Source organism: Saccharopolyspora antimicrobica (assembly GCF_003635025.1).
GTDB lineage: Bacteria > Actinomycetota > Actinomycetes > Mycobacteriales > Pseudonocardiaceae > Saccharopolyspora > Saccharopolyspora antimicrobica.
On sequence record NZ_RBXX01000002.1, the window covers coordinates 5,627,888 to 5,642,115 of the forward strand.

The 14,228-nt window shown below is 64.0% G+C and carries 11 protein-coding genes; 10 read left to right on the forward strand and 1 reads right to left on the reverse strand.

The window, feature by feature from the left end; translation table 11 throughout:
- The first annotated feature begins 52 nt into the window (after positions 1–52).
- From ATL45_RS26955 to ATL45_RS27000, 10 genes are all read left to right on the forward strand, one after another.
- Positions 53–1,204 (forward strand): radical SAM protein, encoded by a 1,152-nt coding sequence (locus ATL45_RS26955; RefSeq protein ID WP_246025563.1) that lies wholly within the window; start codon positions 53–55, stop codon positions 1,202–1,204.
- Positions 1,205–1,210: 6 nt separating this feature from the next.
- On the forward strand, positions 1,211–1,483 hold the full coding sequence (locus ATL45_RS26960; protein ID WP_246025564.1) for an acyl carrier protein: 273 nt from the start codon (positions 1,211–1,213) through the stop codon (positions 1,481–1,483).
- Positions 1,480–2,781 (forward strand): ATP-grasp domain-containing protein, encoded by a 1,302-nt coding sequence (locus tag ATL45_RS26965; RefSeq protein WP_093149362.1) that lies wholly within the window; start codon positions 1,480–1,482, stop codon positions 2,779–2,781. Before ATL45_RS26960 ends, ATL45_RS26965 begins: the two co-directional genes overlap by 4 nt.
- Complete coding sequence (locus tag ATL45_RS26970; protein ID WP_093149358.1) at positions 2,762–3,766, forward strand: Gfo/Idh/MocA family protein; 1,005 nt, start codon at positions 2,762–2,764, stop codon at positions 3,764–3,766. Before ATL45_RS26965 ends, ATL45_RS26970 begins: the two co-directional genes overlap by 20 nt.
- Entirely contained in the window at positions 3,763–4,779 is a 1,017-nt protein-coding gene (locus ATL45_RS26975) for a phosphotransferase family protein (RefSeq protein ID WP_093149354.1), read from the forward strand. The genes ATL45_RS26970 and ATL45_RS26975 overlap by 4 nt, the downstream gene beginning before the upstream one ends.
- A 38-nt stretch (positions 4,780–4,817) precedes the next feature.
- Complete coding sequence (locus ATL45_RS26980; RefSeq protein ID WP_246025565.1) at positions 4,818–5,843, forward strand: hypothetical protein; 1,026 nt, start codon at positions 4,818–4,820, stop codon at positions 5,841–5,843.
- The gene (locus ATL45_RS26985) at positions 5,840–7,135 is read left to right on the forward strand and encodes a condensation domain-containing protein (protein ID WP_093149349.1); all 1,296 of its coding nucleotides are present in this window, start codon (positions 5,840–5,842) and stop codon (positions 7,133–7,135) included. The genes ATL45_RS26980 and ATL45_RS26985 overlap by 4 nt, the downstream gene beginning before the upstream one ends.
- Positions 7,128–7,925 (forward strand): glycosyltransferase, encoded by a 798-nt coding sequence (locus ATL45_RS26990; protein ID WP_093149346.1) that lies wholly within the window; start codon positions 7,128–7,130, stop codon positions 7,923–7,925. Before ATL45_RS26985 ends, ATL45_RS26990 begins: the two co-directional genes overlap by 8 nt.
- 272 nt (positions 7,926–8,197) lie before the next feature.
- Positions 8,198–9,079 carry a glycosyltransferase family 2 protein gene (locus ATL45_RS26995; protein ID WP_170210360.1) on the forward strand — a complete coding sequence of 294 codons (882 nt, stop codon included), beginning with the start codon at positions 8,198–8,200 and terminating at the stop codon, positions 9,077–9,079.
- A gap of 1,008 nt (positions 9,080–10,087) precedes the next feature.
- Positions 10,088–10,720 (forward strand): LysR family transcriptional regulator, encoded by a 633-nt coding sequence (locus tag ATL45_RS27000; RefSeq protein WP_121505404.1) that lies wholly within the window; start codon positions 10,088–10,090, stop codon positions 10,718–10,720.
- Positions 10,721–10,997: 277 nt separating this feature from the next.
- Here the strand turns inward: ATL45_RS27000 and ATL45_RS27005 are convergent, their stop codons facing one another.
- Positions 10,998–14,216 carry an arabinosyltransferase domain-containing protein gene (locus ATL45_RS27005; protein ID WP_246025566.1) on the reverse strand — a complete coding sequence of 1,073 codons (3,219 nt, stop codon included), beginning with the start codon at positions 14,214–14,216 and terminating at the stop codon, positions 10,998–11,000.
- Positions 14,217–14,228: the final 12 nt, after the last annotated feature.

A 14,228-nucleotide genomic window follows, 5' to 3' on the forward strand; every position in this document is an offset into this window, starting at 1 on the left:
ACGCTCGCAGAGACATCGGGGGTTGTCTGTGCATCCCAGGACCGTAAGAACGTTGAACTCCAAAGAGTTCGAGGACATCAAACATACCGTTTCGATCCGGTCAAGAGCAAGAAGGAAGCAGCTCGCTGATCCGGGATACGCCGCACCTCTTCCTCAAGAGATCAGCCTCCAGCTTACATACCGCTGTAATCTACGGTGCAGTCATTGCTACCAATGGAGCGAGCAGGGCTTCTTCCGAGACTACAGTCCGACTCGGCAACGGACCGAGCTGGCCATCGACATCGTCGAGCAAGTGCTCGCGGCCACGGCCGACAACCGCGCGAAACTGTTTCTCTGGGGCGGTGAACCGCTGATGCACAGCAGGTTTTCTGAGGTAGCCCAGCTGCTGCGGCGGTATCCACGCACCGTCAACATGTGCACGAACGGTCTGCTACTCCAGCGCAAGCTCAACGACCTGCTGGCGATAGGCGAACATCTCAACTTGCTCGTTAGCCTGGACGGTCTCGGCGACGATCACGACGCGCTGCGCGGCCAGGGCACTTTTGCTCGAACTGTCCGCAACATCGAGACGATGCTGGATCTCAAGCGTTCTGGCCGATTTGGCGGCGAACTGTCACTGTCGTGCACGGTCTCACACGTCAACGTGGGAAAAATGTACGAGTTCATGGAGTGGGCCGAGGATCTGGGGGTGAACACGGTCTACTTCCAATTTCCTTGGTACATAAGCGAAGGTGTCGCGAAGGCCATGGACTCTGTCTATCAGGAACACTTCGCTTGGCTACGACCAAATACCGGAACGCATTGGCCCACCTGGCATTCCTACACGTATCGCCTGCCCGCAAAGCAACTACCGGTGCTGCGAGACTCGATGCGCCGGCTCGCCACTCGCCTGTGGCGAATCAGGGTGCGTTATCAGCCGCACTTGGAGGAGGATGAGGTGACCGACTTCATTCTCGGCACATCTCGACCAGCACAGCGGCGCAGCAAATGCCTGGCGGTGTCCAACCGCCTGGAGGTACACGCGGACGGCAACGTCAGCTCATGCAAGTTCTTTCCGGAGTTCGTCGTGGGGAACCTCTATGAAACAAATGTCTCTCAGCTGTGGCAGAGCCCAACATTTCGGAAGGTCCGTACGATACTCGCGACCAACGGCATGATGCCGGTTTGCTCGAAGTGCATCCTGCTGTATCTCAATGGAGTGTGAGCGGGAGTGGATGATGACATCGAATGGAGGGTCCGGGACGTGCTGGCGAACGTGCTGGCGAACGTGCTGGGCAGCGGCATGACTGCGGACGACATCTCCGCCGACGCCGACCTTGTCGACGAATATGGTCTGGACTCGCTGCAGATGATCGCCTTTCTGCTGGGCATCGAGGACACCTTCGACGTCGAGTTGGACTACGAGAACCTGCGGCTGGACCACCTGCGTTCAGTGTCCGAGTTCGCCGACTTCGTATCGAATCTGCGGGCAGCAGCCCAATGAACACCGTCCACTTCGGAACATTCAACGCCGAGCGGTTCTGGCGCCCGCCGGATTTGGCTGAGCTGCCGGCCGTGCGCACCGGCGGAGATGCCGTTGTGGCAACGATGGATGAGTTGCTCGTAGCCGGGTGTGCGTCTGGCGATCTTCTCATCACACGACGTCCGCTGTCTCCGGCAGTGCAGCAGTGCCTCGCTGAAGCGGAGATCCACTTCGACCACCGGTCGGCGGCGAACGTGGAATCACCCGGCAACCGGGGTTCGGTCGAGGGGCACCCGGTCGAACGGCTCCTGCTCGGCGACCGGACGCTGGCTGCGCACACCGCTGGGTGTGATCAGGTGCGGCCGTACGCGGTGCTGCCGGATACCGTATCGCTGTTGACGCATTGGGGGCGGCCCCGGCAAGTGCCGTCGTCGGACGTCGTGACCCGGGTGAACACCAAGACGTGGTCCAACACTCTGCTGCAGAAACTGGGCCTGCCCGGCTGCGCCCGTGTGGTCCGGTCCGTCGACGAATTGCCCTCCGCCGTGCGGGACTGCGGTCCTACGGTGGTGGTCAAAGATCCGTATGGGGTCTCCGGCCGTGGCACGATCCGAATCAGCTCGCCCGGCGTGCTGCGAGCGATCCAGCGCGTTCTGCGCCGCCAGGAGGCTGAAGGGCGCCGCATCGAGCTGCTGGTCCAGCCGGAGTTCTCGAAGCGGTGCGACTTCTCCGGTCATCTCCGTCTCGATCGTGATGGCACCGCGCGATTTCTGGGCGTCCAGGTGATGGTCAATCATGGCTTCCGGCACGTCGGTTCCGGTCCGGCCGGCCCAGAGCTGCTGTCCCTGCTCGACCGGCACGGGTACCGGGACGTGCTCGCAGAGGTCGGCACCGCTCTTGCCGCAGAAGGCTACTGGGGGCCGGTTGGTGTCGACTCGATGCTCCTCGATAACAACACCCTGCTGCCAGTACTGGAAATAAACGCCCGTAGCTCGCTGGGACTACTGACGCTGCTCGCCGGCCGTAGGGCCGCTCACACCGGGTTGGCGTGTCATCTGTGGCAGCTCGGTCTTACGGTCGGGTCGGGCCGGGGTGTCGAGGACGTCGTCGCGGCGCTGCGGAAGGCGCAGGTGCTCTACCGCGGCGGGACACGATCCGGTGTGCTTGTCCTGGGAGGCAGCTCCCTGTCGGAGCCGGATGGTCGCATGTACGGCCTGTCGTACTGTGTGCCCGGGGATGCGCCGTTGTGGCAGGGGCGAGTGGTGGCCGCAGTGCGGGCCGCGGGGATGAGACCACGGTATGCAGGTCATGCCGCTTGACATCGGCCTGATCGGAGCCACCGTCGTCGCGGAGCGCGCGATGGTGGGCCCGAGTGCGCGGTACGACGACACGGCGATACGCGCGGTCGCCGCGAGCGACCCCGATCGGGCTGCAAGCTTCGCTGCACGCCACAGCATTCCCGTGGTAAAACGCGACTACTGCGCCTTGATCGAGGACCCGAGGATCAACGCTGTGTACATTTCGTTGCACAATTCCGCGCATCACGAATGGGCGACGCGGGCCGCGCAAGCGGGTAAGCATGTCATCGTGGAGAAGCCATTGTGCCTTGACTGCAACGAGTTTGCGGCGGTCGAGGCGTCCGCCTCCACAACAGGGGTGCGTTTCGTCGAGGCGGTGGCTACTGAGGGACACGAATGGCAGACCGCCCTGAGAACGCTCGTGACCGAGTGTCGGTATGGGGCGCTGCAGTCTATGCGCAGCAAAATTCACTTCACCATGCCACCTTCGGATTGCTATCGATTCCGGCCCAATCTCGGAGGCGGAATCTTCTTCGACGCCTCGAGCTACTGGTTGCAGGCCGTCCAAGCGATCTGCGGTCTTGCTGGTGCCACGGGAACAGGCCACTCCAACTTCGCTGGTCCGAACGGGGTAGACATGTCCTTCCATGCTCGGCTGGCCTGGCCGGACGGTCGGGAGGCTGTTATCGACTGTTGCTTCGACGCGCACCACATCGCTGAACACGAGTTCGTCTTCGAGCATGCGGCCGTGCGGTTGCGACACTTCCTGCTTCCCATGGCCGGCCCTGCGCCGTTAAACCTGGTCGTGCATGGCAAGCGCCTAACCCGCACTGTGCTCAGATTCGCGCCGGTTGCCTACTACGACCGCCAGTTCGGCCGTATCCGGCAAATGCTAACGAGCGGGGCAAGTGACAGGGACGCCGAGTCAGCGGGGGCCGAGCGAATTCGCCTGATGGCGGCCGTGTATGCCGACGCCCGCAGGCGGCTCAGAGAGGAGTCGGGATGATCAACCGGCACAAGCGACAGTTGGCTTGCATCGAACTCAACGACGTTTTGAAGACATCAGGTATCAATCCCGGTCTCGTCCGCTCGTGCGAGGAGTTGCCCGAAGGCACCTTCAACACCGTTTACCGGATCCGGCTGACCGACGGCACCTGTCTCGTGCTGAAGGTCGCACCCAACCCCGATGCGCCGATACTGACCTATGAGCACGGGATCATGGCCACTGAGGAGTTGTTCTATACGCTTGCGGTCGGAACCGGGCGAGTGCCAACGCCACGCGTGGCACATGCCGACTACCGTCGCGCAGTGATCGGTAACGACTTCTTAGTGATGACCGAATGCCCTGGACAGAGCTGGTTCGACCAGCGGGATCTGATTGGCGACAACGATGGGGCCCGGTTGCGCGTCGACCTCGGCCGCATGGTCGCTGCACTGCACCAAGTCACCGGACCGGGCTTCGGCTATCCACAGGAGGCGGTGGCGCCGCTGGCACAGAGCTGGCGTACCGCTTTTCTTGCCATGACCGGTGCGGTGCTCGGCGACGTACTCCGGTACGACGTGACACTGCCTCGCCCCACGTCGGAGATCAATGCTCTCGTACTGGCCAATGCCGCCGTGCTCGACGAGGTGACCAAGCCGGCAATGGTCCATTTCGACCTGTGGCTCGGCAACATCCTGGTCGACTGCCACGAGCGGTCCTCGCGCATCGGCGGGCTGATCGACGGCGAGCGCGCGTTCTGGGGTGATCCGGTCGCCGACTTCGTGTCGCTGGCGCTTTTCGGTGACCTGACGAAGGACGATTCCTTCTTGGCCGGTTACCGCGCCGCGGGTGGCCGCGTCACCTTCAACGCCGCCACTCGGTTGCGGTTGGCGCTGTACCGCACCTACCTGTATCTCATCATGCTCGTCGAAAGCGTCCTTCGGTCCTGCTCCAGACTTGAGCACCGGCAAATGACCGCGTTCGTCAGTCGGCATCTCGTGTCTGAACTCGCCGTACTTGCCGGGGCCGCACGATGATCGGTGTCCTCACCTCCGGCGTCGCCCTCGGAGTACACGTGCCCGGGCTGCTGCTGGCCCAGCGGATGCGGGAGCACGGCGCGGACGTGGAGGTCTTCGTTCTCGAACGGCTGCTGCCTGACTCGAAGCGCGCGACGACCGCCAGAATGAAGTACGCCTTCCACCACGACTTTCGCGTTGCTCTCGCAGGGCAGCGATTGGCGGTCGACCCGTCGGCCGCGGTGGCGCAACCAACCGTGCACGAACTGACCGAGCACTGGCGAAAGCGGCGTCTGCAGCGTGTTGTCATGTTCTCCGGCTTCTGGCTACCTGTTGTCGAGCAGTGCGCCGCACTGTCTGGGAACTGGCCAGCGATCGACATCTGTCACGTCGACTCGGTGTCGTCCCCGTCCTTCCGCGACGTCGGCTCGGTCCTGTCCCCGGCGCGGCACGTGTGGCTGGCTAACGCGGCGCACTCGTCCGTGCCGTACACCATTCCCGTCAGTGCCAGACCCCCCGTGCGTTGGAACGACCGGAGCCGCCGATTGCTCGTGCACGGTGGTGGCTGGGGCATGGGCACCTACCGGCAGCGTGCAGATGAGCTGCGAGACCACGGCTTTGAGTTGGACATTGTGGCCTACGAAGCGGGTGACCTTTCCGCGGATGATGGCGGCATACGCTACTTCATGATCGACCCGGATTGGCATCCCTGGTTGGACGACGGGTACCCGCCGTTCGCCAGGGTCGATGGGCGAGGGGGCTCGGACTACGTTCGAGGCACGGAATGCCACGGATCCTTTGAGCTGGCCAGAACAGCGCTCGCCATGGTCAGTAAGCCCGGCGGTGGGACCCTCCTCGACTCGCTCTGGTCGGCTACGCCTCTTGTTTTGCTCGAACCGTTCGGCGTGCACGAAGCACGCAATGCCGAACTGTGGGAGCGACTCGGATTCGGTATCTCATTGGATCGTTGGCGAGACGCTGATTTCGCCTTGGACGTCCTTGAGGAGCTACACGAGGCGCTCCTGCGCACGACGCCTGGCATCCCCGATTACGCACGCAGGCTGGCCGAGGAGATGAGCCAATGACGAACTACACGGTTTGGCCGCTCTCCATGTGGCAGCGGTTCGAGATAGCTGGCCGGCACCCCAGCCTTGACCGCGACTTGCCAGGATTCGTGCGTGGTCCCTGGTACACGCTAAACGCGGTGCTGGAGGTGCGTGGTCCGTTCGACCGCCGTCTGCTCGATGAGGCGTTCAACCAACTGCTGCGGCGGCACGAGCTGTTGCGCACCAGGATTGACGAGGGGGCCCGGGAGCCGGTACAGGTGGTCAGCAGCCGGGTGAACAGCAGGGTCGAGATCCTTGACCGAGAAGACAGCCTCTCAGCCGGCGCGCTCCTTTATGCACCAGTCGAGTTCGACGCACCCTCGCCGATCCGCTTGCGCCTGGCCCCTCGGTCGTCGAACGAGCACCTAGTGACGGTGCACCTGCACCACGTCATGGCCGACCCGACCACGTTGTGGATGGTGTTGCGTGAACTCGGCGCCTTGTACTCGGGGTTGCTCAGCGGCCTCGTACTGCCCAATCCTAGTGCGCAGTACGGCGAATACGCGCAGCTTGAAGCGCAACTCGTGGTCGCTGGCCGCTCCGCCAGCGAGCAGTGGTGGAGCACGCTGCTGTCGCGGGCCACGAGCGCACGGACGCTGCGCGACGGTCAGATTGACGCCGGCGAAGGGGTATATCGGAGCGAACTCCTCACGGCGGCCGAGCTCAGCGCCGTGGAGCGCTGGGCGCGGGCACACCGGAACATTCTCTTTGCCGCGCTAGTGACCGCGATGGCACGCAGCGTCGCGCCGTACTACGAGACGGCCGGCGGCCTGCTGTTCACCACCTTGTTTTCTCGGCGGGATCGACCGGAGTGGCAACACATGTTGGGGCCGTGCACGATTCCGGCATATCTGTGGGTACCGGAGCCGCCGGAACGGCTGTCCACCGCTTATGCCGAGGCGGTGCGGGACATTGTGTTCGGCTGCTATCGACACGCGCGGTTGCCGGACGTGGCGACGTTGACCGGGATATCCGAGCAAGAACCGGTCTACAAGGCGTACACGGTTCCATGCATCGAACATCTGCCCAAGGAATGGCCCGGCCGCATCGACTTCGGTCCGGCCCGCGGTCTGGTGGTGAACGCGGTGGGACCTCTGGACGCCGGCAACCGGCGCAGCCTAGCGATCAGAACCCGCAAGGCCGACGGAGGCGCGCTTGCAGCGCGGGTCAGTTGGGACGGCAACGGCTGGACCAAGAACCTAGCGCTGCGAGTATTCCACGACCTACGCGGCCAGGTGAACCACCTCATCGGAGGGCGTGAGTATGGCTGACGTCGTTCCGCTAGTCAGCTGTCTGATGGTCACTACGGATCGGCTCACGCTGGCGAAGCGATCGATCCGATGCTTCATTAATCAGACCTACTCCAGGTTGGAGCTCGTCATCGTGTGTGCCGGTGACCGAGCCTATCGCCGGGCGTTGGAGCACCATCTGGAGTACCAGGGCATCGGCAACGCCCGCGTGATCGCCGCGGGGCGCAGGTCAACCCTAGGCGCGTTGCGGAACTTGTCCCTCGACGCTGCTGCCGGTGACATCGTGTGCCAGTGGGACGACGATGACTACCACCACTCGGATCGGGTTTTGCGCCAGGTCGAGCATATGACCAGGCAGGGAGCCCGAGCGTGCTTTTTGACCGACAACCTGCACCTACTTGAGCCCGACCGGCAGATGTTCTGGGTTGATTGGACACGGGGGACAAGCAAGAAGGAGCAATGGTGGCAGTTGTCCCTTGGGACGGTGATGAGGATCAGAGACGAGCGGTTTCGCTATGCCGAGAGCGGTCCGCGTGCCTATCTCGGAGAGGACTTCGACCTTGCCGCCGACCTGTGTCGGGAGGTCCCCGTAGCCACGCTGAACGGTATGGGATGGCTGTATGTCTATGTCTTCCATGGCCGGAACACGTGCTCGAAGGAGCATCACTACGCCATCCCTGCCCGTCGGAGCTTCCCCAATGAGTGGATTGAGGCCCGTTGTGAGGAGCTCCGACGGGCGGTAGATGAATACGCGATCCCGAGACCAGTGGATGTGTGTGGTGCAGGTGGCCCGGTATTCAGACTGGCGTGACCGGTGTCAACGGACACTCTGGCAGTTGACCATCGGCTCATGCGGCGCGGCCGCCCAGGTCTATGGGGACACTACGCTGACCGCGTCGCGACGGCAGCCAGGGATTGTTGGGCCAGGTCGACGGGCGCCCTTCCGCGCCACAGCGCAAATCCTGGCCCTTCGCCCGTCGGCGCCTTACGCCGCCGCAGGGGAAAGCACATTTGTTTTGTCGATGATCCATAGTCGCATCGGGGACCACGAGAGAGACCTGTTGGATGTGCATTGTGCCTGACGTGAGCGTGATCATTCCACTCTATGGACAGCATCGAGGTCAGACCAGTCTGGAAAGCGTTTCCAAGGCGTGGCTCGCACAGGATGTACCGTGCGAGGTGGTGGTAGCTGTCGCTGGGGCGATCCCTGTGCGATTGGCGGCCGACGTCGATGCTCATCGAGTAGCACGGGTAACGCGGGCCGACGGGTCGGCGCGAGCGCCCGGCTTGTTGCGGAACATTGGAGCACGGTGTGCGCGGGCTCCGATCCTGTATCTGAGTGATGCGGACGTACTTCCATTGGGTCGTGATTTCCTGACGCGGGCGATGAAGGTCGCGGACACAGCCGCGTTCACTCAGCCATGGATGCACCGACTGATCGGCGATTCAGGGCCGAATCCGGTGGACTTGCGCGCGCCCGAGCCTGGTCAGTGCTGTTACGTCAGAGCCACCAAAGACGGCCGACTGAAACCCCAGGGTGACGAGCAGCTCATCCCTCAGCTACTGGCCATCGGCGGCGTCGATATCGACGCACCCACAGTGATCCCGCCGCGTGTCGTGTTTGACCAACATCCGACCAGCAAGGGGGACTGGCGGGTGCCGTTCCATTGGGGCGGGTTAATGCTCGAGCGCCAACTGTTTGAAAACGTTGGCGGATATTGCCGACGCTACTACGGCTGGGGGTGTGAGGACGACGACCTTCTCGTCAAGGTGGCCGCTCGACACACGATCACACGTGCCTGGCAAGTCGACACCACGCTGACTTGTCTGCATTTTGACCATACGTATCCGTACCGCGGTACCCCGGAGCGGAATGCCAACATCGCTCGCTACACCGAACGACTCGCCGCCGGGCCCACCGCGATGATCGAAGAAGACGCTGCAGTCCTGCGAAAGATCAAGTAATGGAGGAAAATCCTGGCCGCGGGTGATCTGATTCCTTGATCGAACCTAACGCGCGATCCGCGCGAGGCTTATCCTTTTGATTTTGCTCGAAGGGGCGCTCTGCTGTGTTCCCGCGGCGTCTTCCAGACTGGGGGACGCGGCAAGAGGGGGGATGTTGAACACAGGTGCACCAAGGTTTCGACAGCCTGCATGCCGACGCCAGGAGCTGGTCGTTTCTCTCGGGAATCCCTTCCGGGAAGCCTTTATGCATGGCTGTGCGGCGCAATGTAGGAGAGCGGCATGGTATCGACGATTTGCGCATTTACTCCTGATCGGCGAGAGGTTTGGCGCTACGACGGCGCCCCGGGTGTCTGGACGAGAATCGCCCAAGTGGGCTGGATCGCGCAACTTTATGGGGGACGCTTCGGTTTGTTCGCCAAGGAAAAACCCGGGCACGCGTCTCCGCCGCTTCCCGCTGAGGGCTTATCGTGGTGGCGGCGACGTTTGCATAATGGCGCTTTAAATGCATGGCATCCCATTGGGGAAACTGGTGCGGAGTTCGCGGTCACTGCTGAAAGCGTCTACGGCCTGACGCCGAATCGTGGCGCGGTGTTCCGGTTCAACGGCGGCACCGGGGATGATTGGACCCAGGTGGGAGGCGCTGCCGGAAGACTGTTTGGCGGCGCTTTTGGGCTCTTTGCTAGCAACCCGACGGACGGCAATATATTTCGATACTTGGGAAGCCCTAACAGCTGGCAATTCGTAGGAAGTCGGGGAGCGAATTCGCGGTCGGAGGCGATACGATCTACGGTTTGACGCCGGACCGGAAAGCTGTCTACCGGTATGACGGGTTAGGAAGTTCTTGGGCCAAGATCGGCAACGATGCAGCAGAGATCTATGCGGGCGAATGGGGGCTCGTTGCGACAAGCCCCTTCGACCAGCAGCTCTGGCATTACCTGGGAACTCCTCACAGCTGGAAGGGCATCGGCGGCCCCGGCGCCCAGTTCGCCGTGACGCGCAAGACGGTGTTTGGGCTCACGCCTGGCGCAGCCATCGCTGTCGGTGCAGATTCGCAAGATGGAACAAGAGCTCGGTGTGCGGTTGTTCGAGCGGCGCCGGAGGTGCACGGTGCCGACCCTCGCCGGCGATTCCTTCTTGAAACAAGCGGAGCGCGTACTCGCGGAAGTGGAGCGCCTGCACGATCAGATGGACGACTTCAAGGAACTGCGGCGCGGACGAGTCGCGATCGGGGTGCTCCCCAGAGTCGGCACTCGGCTGCTGCCCGACATCCTGCGTGCCTACCAGCGGCGTTACCCGGAGGTGGAGCTGATGAGGACTGAACAGGATCTGGACGCATCATCTGAGTTCCAGCGCCGAGTGCATCAGGGAGAACTGGACTTGGCAGTAGTGCGAATGCCGACCACTTTGCTGGGCTTGCGATCGCAGACCCTGGTGCGCGAACCAATAGTGGCCTTGCTGCCTCCTGGACACCGCCTCGGCGGGCAGCACAGTGTGCATTTGGCTGAGCTCGCAGACGAGGTCTTCGTCGCGCTACGTTCCGGTAGCGGATTGCACACCCTGATGAAGGAGATGTGCGACCAAGCGGTTTCGTCCCCAAGGTGTCGGTGGAAACCGGACAGCAATACGACCCCTGAGACGTGATCAGGTCGCGGAATTGCCTTGCAGCAGGCAGTCGTCTCGGGATGGGGTGCCAGAAGTGTTGTGGCACTGGTGCGTTCGACACTGAACGTGGCCGACTGCTCGCCTCTGGATCCACACCGGATGGCCGAGGTCAAGTTTCGCACGGCTGCTCCACGCGCCGCCCCTCTGTCTTGAAGACCCAGCCGTGATGGCGCGGATTCTCCGAGACTCGGCCGTGCTAGTTCGGGCTGATCCAAGCGCCGATGGGGTGACCTGGCATGGCTTGGTCTGAGGGCGTTCAGCCAGCTTGCTTGGAGTTCGCCTGTGGTGTCGTTGTTTTGTCGGGTGTGATGGGTACGTCGGATCGGTCGTTGGAGTTCGGGACGTCGCCGGGTAGGTGTACCGGCTCTGGTGGTGGGCCTGGGCTCCACCAGCCCCAGTGGGTTTCGGTGCGCACGCGGATCGCGGTGGTGGCCGGGAGTGCGTCTGGTTCGTAGGGGTGCACCGCGTACAACGATCCCCAGTCCCGGTTCACGTCGTTGACCAGGTAGGTCGGCAGTTCCGTCATGCTGGTGGCGACGTTGAGGTAGCCGAAGGGGCCGCCGCTGTCCGGTGAGGACCAGCCTTGGCCGATCTCGCGGACTTCGCCGCCGCCTGCGACGCGGTAGCGCGGCAGGCCGGCGATTCCGTTGTGGATGCTGGTGATCTGCAGGCACGGGGTGACCAGGGCGGCGGTCCACTCCACGAACGTGGGGGAGTCGCCGACGAAGTCGGTCATGCTGGTCAGGTGAGGTGCGCGGGGTGCGCTGACGGCGAGCCACCCGTCGTTGCCGAGTGCGTTGTCGCGGGCCGTGATCCGGATTTTGGTTGCTTCCCGGGCGTGTCCCTCGACCGGGATCCGATGATCGCGCCACTGCTGATCGTCTTCCTGCTCGACTTCGGTGCGGTGCAGAATTTCGAACCCCTGCGGAGTGTCGCGTCCGAACTCGATGGCAAGTGAGTTCGGACTGGTGGTCATGCCTGCCACGCTGATGACGATCGGAACTTCGCCGCTGGTGGCGCGTTGCGGGAGGTCGTACCAGGGAGTTCGGAAGGTACCGGTGGGGGCGTCGTGGCTGCCCCACACCGGGGCGCGGTCGGACCCGAAGCGGTGCGGAGGCCGCCACTGCGCGGAACCTGTCAAGTCCGTGGTCGTGGGCAGGCCATCGCGGCGAAAGCCGGCGTTCGCGCTGCGCAGATAGGCGTCGGGTGACTCGTCGCGCGATTCCGGGCTAGGCGCATCGGGCGCTGCGACCAGCGGCTGCTCGGGCGTGACGTCGAGAACGCCTGAGATCGGGTCCTGTTCGACGCGGACGTAGTCGGGCAATCCGCAGCTGGCGCCGGCGAGCTGGCGAACGTTGTCCTGTGCGAGGTTGTAGGTGCCCCACCGTTCGGGGACGACCTTCGCCAGTGAAGCGAGTTCGGCGACCATCAGGAGAGCGCACACGATCGACAGGGGAGCGGCGCCCAGGCGCAATGCGCGCGACCGGTCCTCCTCCGTCGTGATCCCCGGGCGGTGCTCGTCGATCCGAAGGTGCTCCACGAGCGCGATGACGGCCGTGCCGGCGGCTACCACCAGCAGTGCTGTGCTGAGCTCGTGACCGTTGATCGAGGGCGGTTTGTCGAACCAGGGCACACCCCATCCGGAGACGTACCACCAGGCGTTGGTGCCGGTGAAGGAGAAGGCCAGCACAGCCATCAGTCCGGCGAAGAACCCCGCACGGTTCCGTCGTGATCGCAGGACTGTGCTGCTGGTGGCCAGCGCTGTCAGCGCCGCGACGCAGCCGCCGACAGCGGCGAGCACGCCGAAGTGATGGGTGTGCTTGGTCGGGGTGAGTGCCAGGGCGACGAAGTACAGCCCGGCGACGACGAGTAGCCGCCGGCTCGGTCCGAGTGCTGCGCCGCGGATCCGTCCGCGGCGCAGCAGCACCACAGCGCAGGTGCCCACGCACAGCAACATCAGCAGCACCGGGAACCTGCGGGTGAGGGAGCCGTCGGGGGACTGGCTGAACAGCAGCGTGTAGCGGCTCAGCTCCTGGTACCAGGTCTGCGACGGGCCGATCGCAGAGCGCACTGAGGTGGCGTCGGCGACCGATCCCCAGGTTTGGTCGGCGAAGGAGACTACGAGGATCGCCAGTCCGGTGGCCGAGATCGGGGCCAGCACCGTTGCCCAGCCGAACTGCTCTGCGCGGTGCCGCAGCAGCTTCAGCAAGGGCTTCGCCGCAGCTACGAACGGCAGCACGGCAACCACGCCGTGCGGGTTCACCGCGACTGACAGCGCTGCGGCGATCAGACCCAGCGCTGCCGGCGCGAGCCGGCGGGTGGCCACGGCGTTCTCCACCGCGCACAGCGCGAGGAGTGCGAAGACGACGACTACGGGTTCGGGACGCAGGCCGTTGTTGTAAGGGAGCCAGCACGCGAGGAACACCGCAGCTGCCGCCCACCCGGCTGCGCGGCTGCGCCGAACCCGTTGCCCGAGCCGCGGCAGCATGAACCTGCTGATGAGCATCCAGCACAGCAGGCCCATGCCCAGCGCGGGCAGCCGGAGCCACGGAGTGGCGGTGGAGATCTGCACCCACTGCGCCTGGAGCTCCACGAACCAGCCCATCGGGGCAGTGGGGCCGGAGAACCAGCGGTAGAAGTCGTTGACGTAGCCGAGGTCGTCCCGGACCCGTGCCATCGTGAGGAAGTAGCCGTCGTCGGCTGTCATCGCACCGATCAGCCACCACGCCAGGAGCGCTGCTGCGACCGTTGCGTCGCGGGCGTTCAGCCGCCACGGCCTGTGCGACAGCCGTCGTGGTCGGTGCGCCGCGCTGAGGTCGATCCGGCGTAGCGCGACGAGCGAACCGGTGCAGCCGAGCAGGGCGAGCGCCATGATGCCGAGCTTGAGCGGGGTCGGACTTGTGTCGTAGCGGTTGTCGACCTCGGCTGCGAACGACAGGCCGCGCACGTCGTCGAGCTGGTCGTCCACATCGGAGTAGATGCCGGTCAGCTGCGGACGTGTGTTTCCCGCGAGGTGTGCGATCTGGTTGTCGTCGATCTGCGCGCTGGTGCCGTTTCCATCGGAGTACACGACGATGGTGCAGTCGCCATCGGGCAGTTTCGCGGTGCCGAGCTGCCGTCCCTGCACGGACAGGCGCAGCTGCCTGTCCTGGACTTCCAGGCGCAGACCGGTGAGGTCACCGTAGTGCGACTTGGGCGGGTTCGTGCTCGCCAGCACTGCGGGATCGGCGCTGCGTGCATCGAGTCCCCGGGCGGTCGAGCACGGAACCTGCAGGTCGAGCCGGATGGGGGAGTATGCCGCCAGCGGTGCGGACACCGGCCGAGTTCCCTGTTCGGTAGGCCATTCCAGGGTCGTGATCTGGTGCTGGACGGGCAAGAACGGGACTGCCAGCGCGGCCAGGGTGCCCAGGAATCCCGCCAGCCCAGCCAACCAGCGCAGTTTGGGCTTCACCGACGGTCCGTTCTCGTTGCTCAACGTGCTTCTTTT